Source organism: Pseudoalteromonas sp. JC28 (genome assembly GCF_013319255.1).
Classification (GTDB): domain Bacteria; phylum Pseudomonadota; class Gammaproteobacteria; order Enterobacterales; family Alteromonadaceae; genus Pseudoalteromonas.
In genome coordinates, this window is the sequence record NZ_QOKX01000003.1 from 211,609 (window position 1) to 228,236 (window position 16,628).

General features: G+C 42.0%; 12 protein-coding genes. 6 read left to right on the top strand and 6 right to left on the bottom strand.

What is annotated here, in order from left to right; all coding sequences use genetic code 11:
• Nucleotides 1-115: 115 nt before the first annotated feature.
• The 4 genes from DS891_RS08630 (at nt 116) to DS891_RS08645 (ending at nt 6,341) form a co-directional block, all read left to right on the top strand.
• Entirely contained in the window at nt 116-2,443 is a 2,328-nt protein-coding gene (locus DS891_RS08630) for a ferritin-like domain-containing protein (protein WP_174169527.1), read from the top strand.
• A 13-nt stretch (nt 2,444-2,456) separates the two neighbouring features.
• Complete coding sequence (locus DS891_RS08635; RefSeq protein WP_174169528.1) at nt 2,457-3,407, top strand: DUF692 domain-containing protein; 951 nt, start codon at nt 2,457-2,459, stop codon at nt 3,405-3,407.
• Nucleotides 3,407-4,282 carry a DNA-binding domain-containing protein gene (locus DS891_RS08640; protein ID WP_174169529.1) on the top strand — a complete coding sequence of 292 codons (876 nt, stop codon included), beginning with the start codon at nt 3,407-3,409 and terminating at the stop codon, nt 4,280-4,282. The genes DS891_RS08635 and DS891_RS08640 overlap by 1 nt, the downstream gene beginning before the upstream one ends.
• 112 nt (nt 4,283-4,394) lie before the next feature.
• Nucleotides 4,395-6,341 (top strand): winged helix-turn-helix domain-containing protein, encoded by a 1,947-nt coding sequence (locus DS891_RS08645; protein ID WP_174169530.1) that lies wholly within the window; start codon nt 4,395-4,397, stop codon nt 6,339-6,341.
• A 51-nt stretch (nt 6,342-6,392) separates the two neighbouring features.
• Here DS891_RS08645 and DS891_RS08650 read toward each other — a convergent pair whose 3' ends face one another.
• The 4 genes from DS891_RS08650 to DS891_RS08665 all read right to left on the bottom strand — a co-directional run bounded on the left by DS891_RS08650 (nt 6,393) and on the right by DS891_RS08665 (nt 11,057).
• On the bottom strand, nt 6,393-7,502 hold the full coding sequence (locus tag DS891_RS08650; RefSeq protein WP_174169531.1) for an alpha/beta hydrolase-fold protein: 1,110 nt from the start codon (nt 7,500-7,502) through the stop codon (nt 6,393-6,395).
• 203 nt (nt 7,503-7,705) lie between these two features.
• Nucleotides 7,706-8,107 carry a hypothetical protein gene (locus DS891_RS08655; RefSeq protein WP_174169532.1) on the bottom strand — a complete coding sequence of 134 codons (402 nt, stop codon included), beginning with the start codon at nt 8,105-8,107 and terminating at the stop codon, nt 7,706-7,708.
• A gap of 132 nt (nt 8,108-8,239) precedes the next feature.
• Nucleotides 8,240-10,144, bottom strand: coding sequence for a S9 family peptidase (locus tag DS891_RS08660; protein ID WP_174169533.1), 1,905 nt, complete (start codon nt 10,142-10,144; stop codon nt 8,240-8,242).
• Between the two features lie 121 nt (nt 10,145-10,265).
• Nucleotides 10,266-11,057, bottom strand: coding sequence for an AraC family transcriptional regulator (locus tag DS891_RS08665; RefSeq protein WP_174169534.1), 792 nt, complete (start codon nt 11,055-11,057; stop codon nt 10,266-10,268).
• 98 nt (nt 11,058-11,155) lie between these two features.
• Between DS891_RS08665 and DS891_RS08670 the strand changes: the two genes are divergently transcribed.
• Together DS891_RS08670 and DS891_RS08675 are read left to right on the top strand one after the other, a co-directional pair.
• The gene (locus tag DS891_RS08670; RefSeq protein WP_174169535.1) at nt 11,156-11,872 is read left to right on the top strand and encodes a type 1 glutamine amidotransferase; all 717 of its coding nucleotides are present in this window, start codon (nt 11,156-11,158) and stop codon (nt 11,870-11,872) included.
• A 341-nt stretch (nt 11,873-12,213) separates the two neighbouring features.
• Nucleotides 12,214-12,705 (top strand): hypothetical protein, encoded by a 492-nt coding sequence (locus DS891_RS08675; protein WP_174169536.1) that lies wholly within the window; start codon nt 12,214-12,216, stop codon nt 12,703-12,705.
• A 146-nt stretch (nt 12,706-12,851) separates the two neighbouring features.
• Here DS891_RS08675 and DS891_RS08680 read toward each other — a convergent pair whose 3' ends face one another.
• Nucleotides 12,852-14,018, bottom strand: a complete 1,167-nt coding sequence (locus DS891_RS08680; protein WP_174169537.1) for a DUF1624 domain-containing protein — start codon at nt 14,016-14,018, stop codon at nt 12,852-12,854.
• A gap of 117 nt (nt 14,019-14,135) precedes the next feature.
• On the bottom strand, nt 14,136-16,247 hold the full coding sequence (locus DS891_RS08685; protein ID WP_174169538.1) for a TonB-dependent siderophore receptor: 2,112 nt from the start codon (nt 16,245-16,247) through the stop codon (nt 14,136-14,138).
• Nucleotides 16,248-16,628 lie beyond the last annotated feature (381 nt).

The window sequence follows — 16,628 nt, forward strand, 5'->3', positions numbered from 1 at the left end:
TGAACCAATCACTTAACTTTATTAACTGAATTGCAATAGTTCGACATATATATCCAATACTACAGGCTATTAGGCGAAAAAATGCAGCAAGTCCACCGTCATCAAGGAGCAAGCTATGAATGTGCAGAATAAAGAGAGTCAGCCTTTAAAAATAAACAAAGAGCTCAACACCAACATCATCCTCAGCAGTACACAAAAGAAGCAAATAAAAGCACGCGCAAGCAAATACAAGAACGCTGATTTATCTTGCCTTAGGGCAATAGCACAAGCCGCAATAAATGTAGAATTATTCACTATCCCTTTATACATGACAGGCCTTTATTCCATTCAAGGCACCCATGCGATCGCTGATTCATCAAACCTTTATCCAGGACGTTATTGGCCAGGACTTGGTCCAACAGCTGGATATATCCCGGAAGAGCGCCGTAGTCAATATGACGTTGACCTCGCGCCGTTATTCGATATAAATACGTTAGTTAGTGATAGTAAACCCAGCGATTTGTCGGATAAGTTTAGATTAACTATCAATCAGCAAGTTTTTAATGGCGTATATAGTGTTTTCATTGAAGAAATGCTCCATTTACAGCTTGCTTCCAATATGGCAAGTAAGTTGGGACTCACACCAAGCTTTACAAGTCCGGCATTGATTGATGAAAACTATGGTTGGAAATGCTACAACAACCAAAGTGGTATTCCACATATTTTGGACTTTGCAGACTGTACCAAAGACTTGTCGCAACTGAGCCCTGAGATTCAAGCTTACTTCAAACAAATTTTCCCAGGTAAAACGTTACAAGATCTACGCGTTAATGCCACTGAACTCAACAAAGAGCAGACACTACTCTTTATGTTGATTGAAGAAACGGAAGAAAACGCAAAGAAAATTATCCAAGAGCAATATTTAGAACCAAACAAAGACACAAAACGGCCAAAATATTTTGAGCAGGCACCTTATGACTGGTGGAAACCAGATTACACTGAGAAAAACCTGCCGCTGTTTGGCTCGATTGGACACATGTACCTCAGCTATTGGGATTATATCCAGATCCAGTATGACGATGGCACAAGCTTGCTCGACTATGCAACCATTCAGCGCGACTATTTTAATGAGCGCCCTGGTAATAAAGATTATCAGCCACAATTTCCAGGTATTAAGGGCTCTCTCAGCGTAAAAGAAGATCATACTGTTTTAAAAGAAGCGTTAATGAATAATGTAAATGCCATTACTGATCAAGGAGAAGGTGATGGTGTGGCAGAAATGATTTGTAAACGCTGGGCTGATGAGAAATGGGCACAAAACCTCCTAGCAGCGAAAGCGGATGAAGCGGATGATCCCCACCTCAGCACCGTAGAAGAGAAGTTTCAACCTAGTGCAGAAGCATTGAAGGCGGATTATCCCGCAAGCTGCGGTGAGGGTCCAATTTCCGGTTCGGCGTGTGCCCGGATCACTAATAAATACAAAGATCACTTTCAAATATTTACCGATACTATGAGGCTCATTGTCGACTTTGAGAAGTCTTCAAGTCAACCAGACGAACGTTACATGACTTGGTCAACTTGGTTTGCTGAGGGTAATAGCTGGAATGAGGCGTTATTGGACCCCAACGGCGATGATGAAGCAGCTAAGCAAAACCCAAATCTACCTTGCGTCAGCAGTGTAGTAAAAGCGCTTAACAACCTTAAACTCTCGTCAAATATTGGCAATACGCATCAATTATTCAGTCAATCTGCGGTAGGCACAATTAAAGGTCTAACTACTGCACTTGATCGTTATTGGTCTGGTAAAACCAGTGAATTTCCGGGCCCTGCGATGGGTGGCTCTGGCGATAGGATCTCGATTTGCTGGGCAACCACGGGAATTGCGCCGGATTTAGTAACGGGTATCGCCCCACAAAATCCGAACGCCCTTTATCATGCCTGCCAAGGAATGAGCTATACCAACATAGGTTCGAATGACTTACCACCTCCTGAGGTATATCACAGTTGTAAAGGCAGTAATGATTGTAAAGCACAAGGTGGTTGCGGCTTTGTTCATAGCACAACGCCCGGCGGTAGCTGTGGTGGTAGCGTATCAACAGGGCCAAAAAGTGCCCCTGCTGATAATAAGTGTAATAACTTGGGTGGGTGTGCCGTGCCTATATCAGCCTCTCAACTCTTCCCTGAACTTTCTGGTGAAGACCAAGAATACGATATGCAACTATTTAAGTTTAACTTAAAAGATAACACCTTCTCTGCTATTGATTACACTTATCCGAAAGGCCAACAAGCCCCAACAGATCAATCTGCAGATCATGTGCTTATGCCTTATAAACAAGGGGATGCCGTATACGATATTGCTTGGCAAGCATACTGCAATGCCAATGGTTTATTGAACGAAGATGGCGAACCTAAAGAGAAGCCAAAACCTTCAGATATTCGTCTAGCACTTCCTCCATCAACTTGATAGGAAAGATAGCATGACAAATCCAATTCGGACGCAGCAGCTTGCTGCGTCCGCTATAGAACAATTGACCGACTTAGGGTTTGGTGTTGGCCTGAGAAGCCAGCACTATCCCTTTATCATGTCTCAATTGGAACGCGGAGCATCGCTTGATGTTGACTGGTTTGAAATCATCAGTGAAAACTATATAGATAATCACGGCTATGGTCGGCATGTGCTCGCTCAGTTAAAGGAACAATACCCGCTAGTGATGCATGGTGTGTCAATGAATATTGGTAGCAGCGACCCTCTTAACTTTGAATACTTAGGCAAGCTCAAGGAGTTAAGTGAATTCGTTAAGCCACAGCTTATTTCCGATCATTTGTGTTGGACAGGCGTTGCTGGTTTGAATAGTCACGATCTCCTACCTATGCCATTAACTGACGAAAGCCTACAACACGTTATCAACCGTGTTGACCAAGTACAGGATTTTTTAGAGCGACCTTTGGTGCTTGAGAACCCATCAACATACCTTGAATTTCAACATTCAACCCTCACTGAAAGTGAGTTCTTTAGTGAGTTAGTCACCGCAACAGGCTGCGGCATGCTATTGGATGTAAACAACGTCTTTGTTAGTAGCTTTAACCATGGTTTTGACGCCGAAGCGTTTATTCGTCAACTCCCCCATGAGCACATCGTTCAAATCCATCTAGCCGGTCCTAGCGACTGCGGTGATTGTTTGATAGACACCCATGACCAACCAGTGCCCGCCAAGGTTTGGCAGCTTTACCAACTGGCGCAGCAGTTAACGGGCGGCGTGTCTACCTTACTTGAATGGGATGCCAATATCCCCAGCTTTCCTGAACTCGTTGATGAGTTAAGCAAAGCAAAACTGGTACTGGCAGGGCATATTCCAAAGCAAGATACAGTTACTAACACCAACGCGCTGTCAACTCCAATCGTCAAAGAGCGAGCAGAATTAACATAATGAAAACGCCAGACTTAACGCAAACTCAGCAGTGGCTTAGCACCGTTTTAATGGTGCGAGGCGACCTACCACAAAAACTCAATACCGCTGCAAATCCGCATGGTTTAACGCTGCATGACTGTGTAAAAAGTAGTAAAACACTGGGAGCCATGAGAAGAGTAGACATCTATGCTGCAGGCTATGTGATGCGTTTAGTCGAATGTCTTCGGGGAGAGTTTGCACTACTTCGCCAGTTTATGGGCGACGAAGTATTCGACACCTTCGCCAAAGCCTTTATCGTCACCTTACCCTCTAAGTCTTGGACACTACATCAACTAGGCTCGCGCTTCGCTGATTTTTTAGCACACACTAAACCCACCGGTGATTTTAATGCCCACCAGCAAGCTATGTTTAGCTTGCCTTCAGAGCTGGCTAAGTTTGAAAGAGCCAAAGCGCTTGCACTGTTAAAACCAGGACCGGAAACCGAGCAATCAACTGCAGTAATAAACGAGATTGAGCTCCTTTGCGGTATCGCAGAAAATTTTGTCATTTCGGTGCCAGAATCAGTACAGCTTATTCAAACCGATTACCCTTTGCTGCCGCTTATAACCCAGCTTGAGCAAGCAAAGCCGTACACCTTGCCAACGCCTGAGCAAACGCATATTGCAATATCGCGCCAACAATATCGCATCAAAATGAGTGTATTGAATGACTGGCAAGCAGACTTATTACTACATCTGAGAAACAAACCGCTACGCTATCAAGAAGCGGTAACCTACAGCGCTAACCACCTAAACTTGGATCAACAAGCGCTGCAATCGCAGTTAGCAGTTTGGCTGCCAAGCGCTAGTAATATGGGGCTGTTTACGTTACAAAATGAACCAGTGCCCCAGTGATCCAATTTTCTAAATAATGGCTCAGTTAATAAAGTGAAATAAACCTTGATGGGTTATTTTTATATCCAATACAAGATAGACTAGCTGTATCGACTGCTGCTCCCAAATAATAATGATAACAATCAATAACCGTAAGCTAGACTTAGCCACGGGTGAACTTACCTACCTTGATGAGACAATCAAATTAGAGGCTAAGGTGCTGGCAGTACTTGAAATACTGTATCAACATCGTGGCACGCTTGTTACGCAAGAGCACCTACTTAATTCTGTATGGCAAAATACCGTCGTCGCCCCAAATGCCCTTCAACGATGCATCGCTCAGCTTAGAAAACTACTTGGAGATAGTGATAAACGTATTATCCAGACTTTTCATAAAAAGGGCTATCGTTTACAGGTTGGGGAGCAGCATACTAATTTAAGCCAAAAGCTGAGAACCTGTGCTCTCTATTTCGCAGGTTTCATCATCCTCTTCGGTATATTGTTTAGCTATTCAACTATGCCAAAAGCTAATTTCCAACTTTCAGAGGTTACACCTGTAAGTTACGGATTGGAGTTGGAGAGCACTGCGACACTCACCTCAGGTAGAAGGTTATTATATGTGGCCAGAACACCGCAAGCAGCGGAACTAAAAGTAAAGGATTTGGATTTCCAAACAACTAAGTTAGTTACCCGTGCATTGGATTTTGTTGGCAAACCTCAGCTTAACAAAGAGGGTAAAAAAGCAGTACTCATTGAAACACGCAAAACAAAATCACAAGCTAAGTGTCATCAAGCTATCGTCGTGTTACCAAGATTTGCTGCCAGAAAAGTGATCTCTCCTTGCTTAAATAACGAAGTGCGGCAAGCCTACTGGGTTGGTCATCAAGTGTTACTTATCGCCAATAACGAGTATGCCCTTTTTACTCCGCACTCAGACTCAGTCACATTTACTTCTTTACCTATAGCAGCAACAATTTTAGCGTCCTCATTTAATGAGGATCAACTTACTTTACTCACCCAAGATCCAGATGAAGAGGCTTATCTCTCTAGTTATATGATTAGCAAAGAAAACGAGCTTTTTCTTCTTCAACAAGAAAAATTGTCTGATGTAGAATTAGACCGTTCGTTGATGTTAGTAGAAGGGCCAGATACAACACACATACTTTCAACCGCATCTGCGCTCTATATTTTTCAAAACCTCAAGCTTGTACAAGCCATTCCGGCAATCGGCTCAGAATCGTTTTACATCACTGAATACATTAAAGGTAATAGCTATTTAGCGACACTAGTTCGAGAACAAAAGCAGATTAATATTCAAGACAACCTCTCTACAAGCCGACTTACAATCAGCCACTACGACGAGCTATCAGGGCAATTCCAACCAAGTGGAAATGCCATTGCATTTCTCTCTAATCGTACAGGCACCAATGAAGTTTGGTTAAAGCAAGAACAGCAAGAGATCCCGCTCACCCATAACAAACATATTTCGTCTTTTGTTTGGACAGCCGATGGTAAACAATTGTGGGCAGCATCAAAACAAAGTTTACTGAAAATCAATTTAGTCACTGGCGTTGAAGTTTTTCCTGCTTTATTTGAAAAGCAAATTATAATGCAATCAATTGAAATAAAAGGAAGTAACTACCTTCTCATCAATGATCTTGGCGATGAACAGCTAGTACTTTTCGACCCTGTAACCAACCATAAACAGCCACTTTATCAGGGGCAGGTTCACTGGGCACAAATACAGCAAAACGGTACTGTCTATATAGCCACACCAGATGAGCCAAACTTAAAAGTACTCGTCAACAATTCGCTCAAACCACAGCCAATAACAAACAAAATCACCTTGCATTGGCGTTTTTACCTACGTGGGAATGAGCTGATTATTCCCGACAAACAGGCGACTATCTGGCGCTATAACATCAACACGCAAGTTTTGGATACATTGGGCAAATCCGACGAGCAGACTCGCTTGATCACAGATGTTCAACTACATCCTTTTAAGGTTTTAGCTGACTCACCAAAAACACTTAGCGCAAACCAAGTTAAAGTAAAAATAACAGAACCAGAAAACCACTAATATAAAGGTGGCTCACACATGTGCGCCACCTTTATATCACTCTTAATAACGCTAAAGCCGAGACAATACTTGTTCAATATACTGCTTGGCTTCTTCATTTTTTTGCTCTGTTGCTAGCAGCAAGGCACGCTTTAGCTGAAGTGTTGCTTGTGTTGTATCGCCCGCATTCAAAAGAGTCTGTCCATAACGTAAATTGTAAATTACAGAGTTAGGCATAGTCGCAAGTAGTTCATCAAGCACGTTTTTTCCAAGTGCTGTATTGCCTTGCGCGAATAAATATTGCCCTAGAGCAAGCTGATTGGCCTTAATATCAATCGAGTACCCATAGCGCTGTTCTAGTTTTTGGTGATATTCTCGCAACCCCTTTAGACCTAATTTTTCAAATTGAGCATAATCTTGAAGCTTTATTGCACCAAGAATATGTTGTAATCCATGTCTTAGCGCTAGCTGTGCGCCAACATGATAATGATGTTGACTTAAGTCTTCTAGCATCAGGTGTTGGTGTCGTTTTGAAACGGCGAGCGCAGCAAAAAACGGTCTATTTTCATCAAAGCTGCCAAGGCTGATATATAGGTTATTGGTGAGCTTGCCCTTGGTGATGCTGTCACTAATATCCTCTTTTAGTAGCTTGGGGAGGTGACTCCAAATTGGCGCAGACAATATTGCACCTTGGAAATACCCGGGCATTTCTCCTAATAAATTCAAGGCAATCGCCGCCCTGCTTGAGTACCCTTCAATGACTTTAAACGGCGAAAGATTAAATTGCCGTATTAGTGTTGGTTCAACTTCACTTGCTAACACGCGAGCTAGCAAGGCAAAATACGCTTGGTCAGATAACTTGTCAGCCCCAGCAAAACTCAATTTGGGCACTCGCACGATCACAAGTTGCGGGATAGGTGAAAAACTAGTGTGACTCAGCCAGTCCACTTCAGCTTTCAGTACATCAAAACGGCTCTCTCCCGCAGTTGTATAAAGCGTTGAGTATGGCTCTTTTCGGTTAACATCAAAATCAAAAGGCAAATATATTTGTACATCAACAGGCCCTCCCACTAACTTTGAACTCACAGTGATATGCTGTAATTTTGAGGCTATCTGAGCGTGAGTAACTAACGCAAACAACGCGCAATTTAACCACATCAAACTTTTTAAAAGTATTTTCATGCTTTTCTCCATTTTTGGGTAAGCTTATGAAATAAAAACTTTTAAAACTTGATGCATTGCTTATTTTTAATTGATGAATTGCTGATGTGGATCTATCGGAGTTTGTTAGAGGCTAAATATCAGGTGCTAACAAACATGGTTACCTAAGTCGCAACGTTTAGCACAGTGACTATGGTTGTAAAAAGAGATGCTACTAAGGTTTATTAATTTCGCGTATACACGTTAAGCAACGGAAACTTATTTTCCCCGAAAGCCAGTGTGAGTGGAAGCGTTTCTCCGCCATCAAAGCTTTCAGAAAGCTTCATCGGCGCGATCCTTTGCCCGTTTGCTGTTAGTGCCAGCAGGTGTTTTTGTGTTAATGTCCGACGCCCGCTCGATTGATTTTTAATCGTGATCATTGCCCAGCGTTCACCGTTTTCGTTACTCATCAGTACCGCGTTAAGTACCTTGAAGTCACTGATATCTGGGTAAATATTGGCATCATTCGGAAAAGCCAGTTCCATATTGTTAGGCATTACACTATCAATCGTTAACGCTTCTTCAGCTGCCTGTGTATTCACAGCCAACATAAGTAACCAAAAACCACTTATTATCCTTCTAATCATTTAATTTTCCTTTGACTAATTCAATTTTTGGGCACAACAATACTTGCGCAGCACCAAGGTTACACTGCAAAACAAAAATGCCAGACTACACACTGTGCGATCTGGCATTTTCTTAACTAGTAGTGACATCAATTATAAAGTTTCTTCTAACCATTTGAAGAATTCACGCTGCCAGACTATTCCGTTTTGCGGTGTCAGTACCCAGTGGTTTTCTTCAGGGAAATAAAGAAAACGGCTTTTCAAGCCACGTAGTTTAGCAGCTTGGAAGGCTTGCATTCCTTGGCTCAGCGGTACACGGTAGTCTTTACCACCATGGATCACGAACATCGGCGCATCCCACTTATCCACATAGCTGATTGGGTTAAACTGATTGTATGCTTTGCTGATGGCCGCATTGTTTTGCTCCCAGTACGCGCCACCCAATTCGTTGTTCACAAAGAACATTTCTTCGGTTGTGCCGTACATACTGCGCAAATCAAAAATGCCACAGTGCGCGATAAAGGTTTTGAAACGACCATCGTGATTGCCAGCTAAGTAAAACGCAGAGTAGCCACCAAAGCTTGCGCCAACTGCCGCGATACGTTTGTTGTCAACGTATGACTCTTTCGCAACATCGTCGATTGCATCAAGGTAATCTTGCATTACCTTACCACCCCAATCTTGGCTGATATCTTTGTTCCATTTCACGCCGTGCCCTGGCATACCACGGCGGTTTGGCGCAACCACAATGTAGCCTTGTGATGCCATCACTTGGAAGTTCCAGCGGAAGGAATAAAACTGTGATAACGGCGACTGTGGACCACCTTGAAGGTATAACAGCGTTGGATATTGCTTACGCTTATCAAAATTAGGTGGGTAGATAACCCAAGTTAGCATGTCTTCGCCGTCTTTTGTCTTCACCATTCGCTTTTCAACGTTCGGTAAATCCAAACCAGCATAAAACGCCTCGTTCACATTTGTCAGCGCAACAAGCTTTTTACTATTCAGATCAAAGCGGAAGATCTCTTTTGCTTGATTCATGCTATTACGAGTAACAACTAACTGATCATCTAAGGCAGCGACAATGCTATTTACATCAAACATGCCCTTAGTTAGCTGCTTAATTTTTGGATTGGCTTTGGTTTTGCTGCTCACCGCTACTTGAAATAGCTGGATTGTCCCGTCAATTGGTGCAATAAAATAAATATGCTTACCATCGTGACTCCACTCAAAACTGCTTACCGTGCCGTCCCAGTGCGCAGTTAAGTTGACTTCTCTGTCACCCAACTTAACGATAATGTCATTTTTATCCGCCTCGTTACCCGCTTCATCCATACGTAAGAAAGCCAGCAACCCTGTCGATGAGAACTCTGGGCTTTTATCATAACCCAAGTTTTGCTCGGTTAGATTGGTGGTTTTCTTGCTCGCTAAGTTATAACGATAAATATCTGTGTTGGTGCTGCTCGCATATTCTGCGCCAGTCAGCTTTTTACTGACGTAGTAGATATTTTCACCTTTAGGGCCCCAAACATAATCGCTTGAACCACCAAATGGTGACGTCGGACTATCAAAAGGCATCCCTTTCATGATGTCGACTTTTTCTTCAGTAGTGAGGTCCTGATAAAACACGTGTTTAACACTGCCGTCTTTCCAAGTATCCCAATGGCGGTAGTTTAAATCATCAAATACATAAGCATCTGCTTGCGTAAGTGCTTTATGTCTATCCGTGGCCAACACAGCTTCAACATTGACGGTGTCATGAAATAGTTTTTTGCTGCCATCTGGCGAAATGTTGTCGTCTGACAATATCCCTTGATATGCGCTTAAAAGCTGGGACACCCCACCCTTTAACGGCACTTGATAAACTTTGCTATCAAAGTCATTGTTTTCAACGCTTGGCGTTGTAACTCGATAAATCACATGGGTTTTGTCTTTAGATAACCCAAGCGCACTTACGCGCTTTACTTGCCAAAGCTTGTCAGGGGTCATTACCTCTTTGGCAACCAACCCAAAACTTGGTGCTAATCCTAAGCTAGCACATAAAAGAATTCGCAACATCGCGAAATGCCTCCAATAATTAAATCCCACCTAGACTACATAAAGCGGGAAGAACTTAAAAGCATTCACGATAAGATACTTTCGTCTCTAGCGCAGGTAACCTAAAAGCAGCAGAAGTTGCTCAAAATAAATTTACGTTGTGCTGTAAGTTGGCAATTCGGTATTTTCTGGGTGTTTGGTTAAACAATTTCTTAAACGCTTGCACAAACACAGAGTCAGAAGCGTACCCCAACTCGATAGCAATTTCCTGTATGCTCTTTTGCGACTCTAACAATTGCAAAGATAAAACTAACCTCACATTTTGTCTCCACCGTGAAAATGATTGGGAAAACTCTCTTGAGCACAATCGCGACAAAGTGCGCTCAGAAGCGCCCACTTTTGTTGCCCATTCCTTTAACGTAAATGGTAAATCCGGTTGCTCTTTAAGCTGTAAGAAAATGGATAAAAGACGTTTATCGGTAGGTATGAGCAAAGGTATTTCATAACGGTTTGCGATCTCGATCTGATCTCGCAATACGGTTAGCAAATGTGTGATATTGGACTCTGCTTGAGTGAGCGTCTCGTTTTCAAATAGAAGCAGTATTAATGCTTTAATAAATGGCGTTACCAGACAGGATTTTGGTTTGTCTCCATACTGAACATATTTGTCGGGATTAAGGTAAATCGCCAAAAACTGTGTATTTGTAATCGCTATGGATTTATGCACTGTATTTGCGGGTATGTAGAGCATGCCATTGTGAGGAACAATCCCGCTTTTATCGCCGATACTTGATTGCAGCAGCCCCTGCAAAGGAAACACAATTTGATGCCACAAATGTGAGTGAAAGTCATCAATATAACCAGAAGCCATATTCGTCGTTTTGGTTATGATTTGTTTATTAGGAGAACCTTTGATGAGGTCATTAGCTTGCATCTTGGCGACTTATCAACATTAAACGTCTGTTAGTATAAATTACGCCATCCAAATTTAATATACCATCTACAGCCTATCGTTAATTAAAAGGCACAAAGATGCATATTCACTTTATCGTTCATGAACATTTTGAAGCGCCCGGCGCCTATGAATCGTGGGCAAATAAACGCGGCCATACCATTACCTACTCGCGAGTTTATCAAGGAGAACCGCTCCCAAAAAATGCCAAAAACCTAGATTTTTTGATTGTAATGGGAGGACCTCAAAATCCGTCGACAACTATTGAGCAATGCCCACACTTCGATACAAAAGGTGAGCAAGAAGTCATCTTGAACTCGATTACCGCCGGAAAAGTTGTGCTTGGTATATGCCTAGGGTCGCAACTCATTGGTGAAGCGTTAGGTGCAACATTTGAACCTAGCCCTGAACGTGAAATAGGAAAATACCCGATAACCTTGACGGAAGCTGGGATGACACATCCATTATTTAGTCATTTTGGAAAAGTGTTGGATGTCGGTCATTGGCATAATGATATGCCGGGGCTCACCAATGGATCACAAGTGATTGCATATAGCGCGGGGTGCCCAAGGCAAATTGTCGCCTACAGAGACCTAGTATACGGTTTTCAGTGCCATATGGAATTTACTAAAGATATCGTCGCATTACTGATTGAAAATGACGATCTCAGTGACGCGTTGCAGCATCCATTTGTAGATGAGCCAGAGGTTTTACTGAACCATAACTATGACGAAATGAACCAAAAACTGTATGGTTTTTTAGATAAGTTAGAAAGCTTTTATAAATCACAGTCCTGAGCGTTAATTATATTATTTAACCTGCCTAATTGCTCAGGCTAGCGGCCTCTGTACGTCTAAAAAATATAATTGCTTATTAAGGCTAATTTAGGTGTAATGAAGACATAATAAGCGCTGAGCAATGCAGGGAAAGCTTACATAACACTAGCTAAACTGATTACACTAGCTAGGAAAGTGAAAGCCTCTAAAAAGCCTATTTTTTCTAAGTAAGCCCACAGCATAAGCAACACCAGCTCTGACACACCGAGCAGGTGACGGCTCAGTCCGACCAGCGATTATGCAACACAAACTGCGTGTCGCATAAATACTAAAATGTTATACAACTACGGATAACTCAGAGTATGCCCAATCCATTTATTCCTGAATCGTTTAAGCCTCCGACGTTTTTTGATAGTGAAAATTTTCACTTCAGAGTTCTTGAAGAAGAAGTTGCTGAGTTAGACTTTGAAGCAGTAATGTCCAGTCAAAAAAGGCTACAAGGATTATTTGGCCCTGAAACTGAGTGGCCTAAAGTTAATATGACCCTCGAAGAAAATATAGAAAGCTTAAAAATTCATAAACAAGAATTTGAATCAAGGGATGCTTTTGCATATTCCATATTTAACAATTCAAAGGAAAAATGCCTAGGCTCTGTTTATATAGATCCAAGCCGATCACTAAATTATGACTGCGAAGTCTACTTGTGGATTCGAGATGATAATATTGCGTTAGAAAAAATACTTTATCAGACTGTCTTAAATTGGCTTCAATCAGTGTGGCCGTTCTCAAAAATAGCATTACCGGGCAAGTCGATTTCATGGAAAGATTGGACTCATGAGTTAAAATTTGTATGACAAGGCAATGAACCAAAAAGAACTTAACAAAAGAATAACACAGACACCAACCACAACTCGCATCTGTATTATGGTGGGTGTCTGCCATTCGCTTACCAGCTCCAATTAAAGAAATTTCATTTTAAGAGCAACAACTTAAACAACATTTAAAAATACTTTACCCATCGCGCTGATGTTTTTCGTTTATAACCTGCAAACCATTTACATAATGGGTATAAAAGCGCGCTTAAAAACATTGCGAATAGCCATATCTGCCAAACATGATAAAAGCCAAAATATGCAGTTTGACTGCTACCATAGTGCTGATTCGCACCAAATAGCCATTGTGCCAATATACTAAGAACAAGTAGCGCGTATAGGTGCGTAATGTAGAAAAACATCGGCGCTGACCCTAATACTCGAACCGGCTCTAATACTCTGAGCGCATTATTCTCTAAAAACGCTAATACGAATGCACCAACTCCCAAGGTAAGTAAAATAAAATCGAGAGACGGCGGATATTTAGTAAAGTTAAAAAAGTCCATTGTGGTGAGAAGTGTTGTTGCCTGTTGAGACCAATCAAGTGTTTCTCCGTATAGATTTAATCCTCTTAAAACCAGTAACCCGACTAATAGCGCAGCTCCGCTTTGCAATAAAATGGTTTTACGTGCTTGCGATGACACTGAGCCTGAAAATAAAGGCCCTACCGCATAGCCGCACAAGATAACGCCAATCCAAGGTAAAACCGGATAAGACGCTTTTACGTTAACAACAGCATCTGCGACTAAATAACCTCGGTCATGCAGAATCGTCCAAACGGTATAACCTATTTCGTTCGGTGCAAACTCGATGGGCGACAATAAATTATGACCAGCAACAATACTTACACCCAATATTGCAATCACCCTGCGGGGTAAAGCGACCATCAGTGCCAATACCACCATACTGACGCCAATTGCCCAAATAACTTGCAAGTACAGTGTTTGATACGCGCCAAACCAAGAAAAATTAACCAGTGTCATTTCAAGTAAAATTAAAAATAGGCCACGCTTTAAAAGAAATGACTGGGCCGACCGCTTCGCACCGTTTGCGGGGTTTTCATACAACCAAGCCGATAAACCTGTCAAAAAGACAAAAATAGGCGCACAAAAATGGGCACTTAAACGGGTAAAATACAACTCTGGACTCGTGGTATGAATGTCCATTGGATCAAGAACTGGTACATGCAAGAAAAACCGCTCTCTCACATGGTCAACCAACATAAATAACATCACGATGCCACGCAGTATATCGATAGAAGACAACCGTGTTTTACTGTTTTGAAGATTATTCATTACACTCTTTCTCGTGTTAAAAACGAAAAAACAGTCCAAGTAAAATGACTCAGACTGTTACTCTCTCGACAAGCAGAAGACTTAAAATATGCTAAGACTTTACGCTCGTATTAGGGATCAAAACTGATACTTCACACTTGCGCTGTATGTTGTAGGTGATCCCGGCATGGTCCATAGTTTGTGATAGGAGTTTTCAAAATAGGTCTTATCAAACAGGTTGTTGATGTCCAGTTTCACACTTACCTTGTCATTTAATTCAACCGATGCCGATAAATTAACTAGCGTATAGGATGGCAAAATGAAGTTTGCGTCTGTTGTTTCGCCCAGACGATCACCCACATAATTCACGGTTGCCCCAAGATAGGATTCTTTTCCTAAAAGTGTGGTGTAATGCTTCAGTGAAACATGACCAATATGGTCTGCAACATTAATCAAACGTGAGCCCTTGGGAATAGGCACGCCCCAGTCTGCATTAATCACATCATTTGCGGTTTTTGCGTCGGTATAAGCATAAGCAAGCGCGAGCACAGTATCGTCGGTTAACTCAGTCGTTAATTGAAATTCAATACCTTGGCTTTCTACTTCGCCCAAGGTTGCCGATAAGCCCGTGTCAGGTTCAGCGGTAAGCATATTGGTTTTTTGCGCATCAAAAAGTGCAATGCTACCCGAGAAACGATCCGCAACACCTTGCCATTTAGCGCCAATCTCAAATGATTTAGTTTCCTCTGGTTCAAACGCATTACGATTAGAATCTAAACCTGGATTTGGCCTAAACCCTTCTGCGTAACTTGTGTACAGATTAACTTTGTCATTCGCGTTATAAATAAAACCCAAGCGTGGTGTAAACTCGGTTTGCTCTTGGCTTTGCGCTTCATCACTACGAAGGTTAAGAATGTCTTGCTCAAATTTATCAACACGGACACCCACTAATACTTTCGATTTCTCGGTCAGTTCGATCAAGTTTTGAGCATAAATACCGAGACCTTTTTGGTTTTCTTCGGTCAACGTCTTTAGAACAGGTTCTGGTTGTGTTTGCGTGTAGTCTGGATTATTTGGGTTAATGCTATAGGTGGTATCGCCCGACCCCCATGCCGTACGCCATACTTTATAATCAGTATCAATGTCAAAGTTATAGTGATCAACGCCCACTAGAATGTTGTGCTTTACACTACCTAATTCAATTTCACCACTGAGTTCAATACGCGCAGAAACATCCAAAGCCTGGTAGTCTCGAGCACGTCTTTGACGAGAAAGTAGGCTCGCGTCTGTGTATATCAGCTGTCGACCATCTGATAATTCGGTATCTGAAGATACACCTTCAAATGAAGAATCTCGATAAGCAAACCCGGTGAGTATGTGCCAATCATCGCTTACCTTATGATTTAACACTAACTGATGACCTAAGGCTTCAACTTGGTGCGCACCATCACGAATATCACCATAAAAAGCGTCCGTGTTAACGTCATCAAAGTTATTATTTAGAATATACACACCTCTATCCAACGGCTTTTTCTGATTGAGTACTTCCATTTCATAGCTCAGACTCGTGTCATCAGAAATATTCCACAGTACCGACGGCGATAAGTGCAAGCTATTGATTGAAACATGGTTCCTATGTGTGTCTGAATCTTCATATGCGCCATTTAGTCGATAAGCAGTTTCTTTGGTAGCTGAGTTTGTGTAATCAAATTCAAACTGTTTTTTACTGTAATTACCAAACGTTGCTTGAATATAACCTTGCTCTTCGAACTGAGGCTTTTTGGTAATGATATTGATAGTGCCACCGGGCTCCCCTTGCCCATATAACGCAGAGCCTGGACCTTTCATGACTTCAATGCTTTCGATATTGGCTGTACTTCTATTGCCGTTGTAGCCTCGAGAATTAAAACCATTGACAAGATAACCTGATGGATTATTTTCATCACCCGAGAAACCACGGATAGCAAAGCTATCAAACATGCCTCCAGAGTTATTTTGCCTAACAACACTCGGTGTGAGTTCTAACGCTTCCATAAAGCGAGTAATACTTTCGCTTTCAAGCAGTTCTGAGCTAATGGTATCGACTGCTTGAGGCGTTTGAACTAAAGGTACATTACCACGATAGGGCTGCCGAAACTGTTTAATCTCTATATGCTCTATCTCCCCGTTTGGGCTACGATTTGAAGCTGATTCTTGCGCAGTGGTGCCATTAGCCACCAAAATGAGGGAGAGTAGTAATTTTTTGTTCACTGGTATCTCTATTTTCTGGAATTTAGATTTTGATACAATATAACATACCTCCGCGTATTATTGTTATTTAATAAATTGTCAATTGACGCTTTTTTTGTGTATTTGGTCGAAAGCTCTCAATTGCTTGAGCGCGCAGCACTGACACTTGGTAGTATTTTCCTCATGCTGTTTGTGCTGTTACAAGGCGGGAATATTTACGGTAAAACGGTGGCATGGTGACACTTTAGCTCAGTGATACCGAAAGCAAGGTCGGTATTTAATGTGACGAAGTGCCCACCATCACTTCACTTTATTCTCATCACATTCGCTGCAATGAATTTAAGCTTAGCTATGCTAGAAAGGCTACGCAAAAACGTAACCCGTGCACCAAGGGAATAGGCT

Excerpts from the sequence above, each read along its gene's own strand:
- DS891_RS08630 (WP_174169527.1), top strand. The coding sequence starts at position 116 with ATGAATGTGCAGAATAAAGAGAGTCAGCCTTTAAAAATAAACAAAGAG.
- DS891_RS08680 (WP_174169537.1), bottom strand. The coding sequence starts at position 14,018 with ATGAATAATCTTCAAAACAGTAAAACACGGTTGTCTTCTATCGATATA.
- DS891_RS08645 (WP_174169530.1), top strand. The coding sequence starts at position 4,395 with ATGATAACAATCAATAACCGTAAGCTAGACTTAGCCACGGGTGAACTT.
- DS891_RS08640 (WP_174169529.1), top strand. The coding sequence starts at position 3,407 with ATGAAAACGCCAGACTTAACGCAAACTCAGCAGTGGCTTAGCACCGTT.
- DS891_RS08655 (WP_174169532.1), bottom strand. The coding sequence starts at position 8,107 with ATGATTAGAAGGATAATAAGTGGTTTTTGGTTACTTATGTTGGCTGTG.
- DS891_RS08660 (WP_174169533.1), bottom strand. The coding sequence starts at position 10,144 with ATGTTGCGAATTCTTTTATGTGCTAGCTTAGGATTAGCACCAAGTTTT.
- DS891_RS08635 (WP_174169528.1), top strand. The coding sequence starts at position 2,457 with ATGACAAATCCAATTCGGACGCAGCAGCTTGCTGCGTCCGCTATAGAA.
- DS891_RS08675 (WP_174169536.1), top strand. The coding sequence starts at position 12,214 with ATGCCCAATCCATTTATTCCTGAATCGTTTAAGCCTCCGACGTTTTTT.
- DS891_RS08650 (WP_174169531.1), bottom strand. The coding sequence starts at position 7,502 with ATGAAAATACTTTTAAAAAGTTTGATGTGGTTAAATTGCGCGTTGTTT.
- DS891_RS08670 (WP_174169535.1), top strand. The coding sequence starts at position 11,156 with ATGCATATTCACTTTATCGTTCATGAACATTTTGAAGCGCCCGGCGCC.
- DS891_RS08665 (WP_174169534.1), bottom strand. The coding sequence starts at position 11,057 with ATGCAAGCTAATGACCTCATCAAAGGTTCTCCTAATAAACAAATCATA.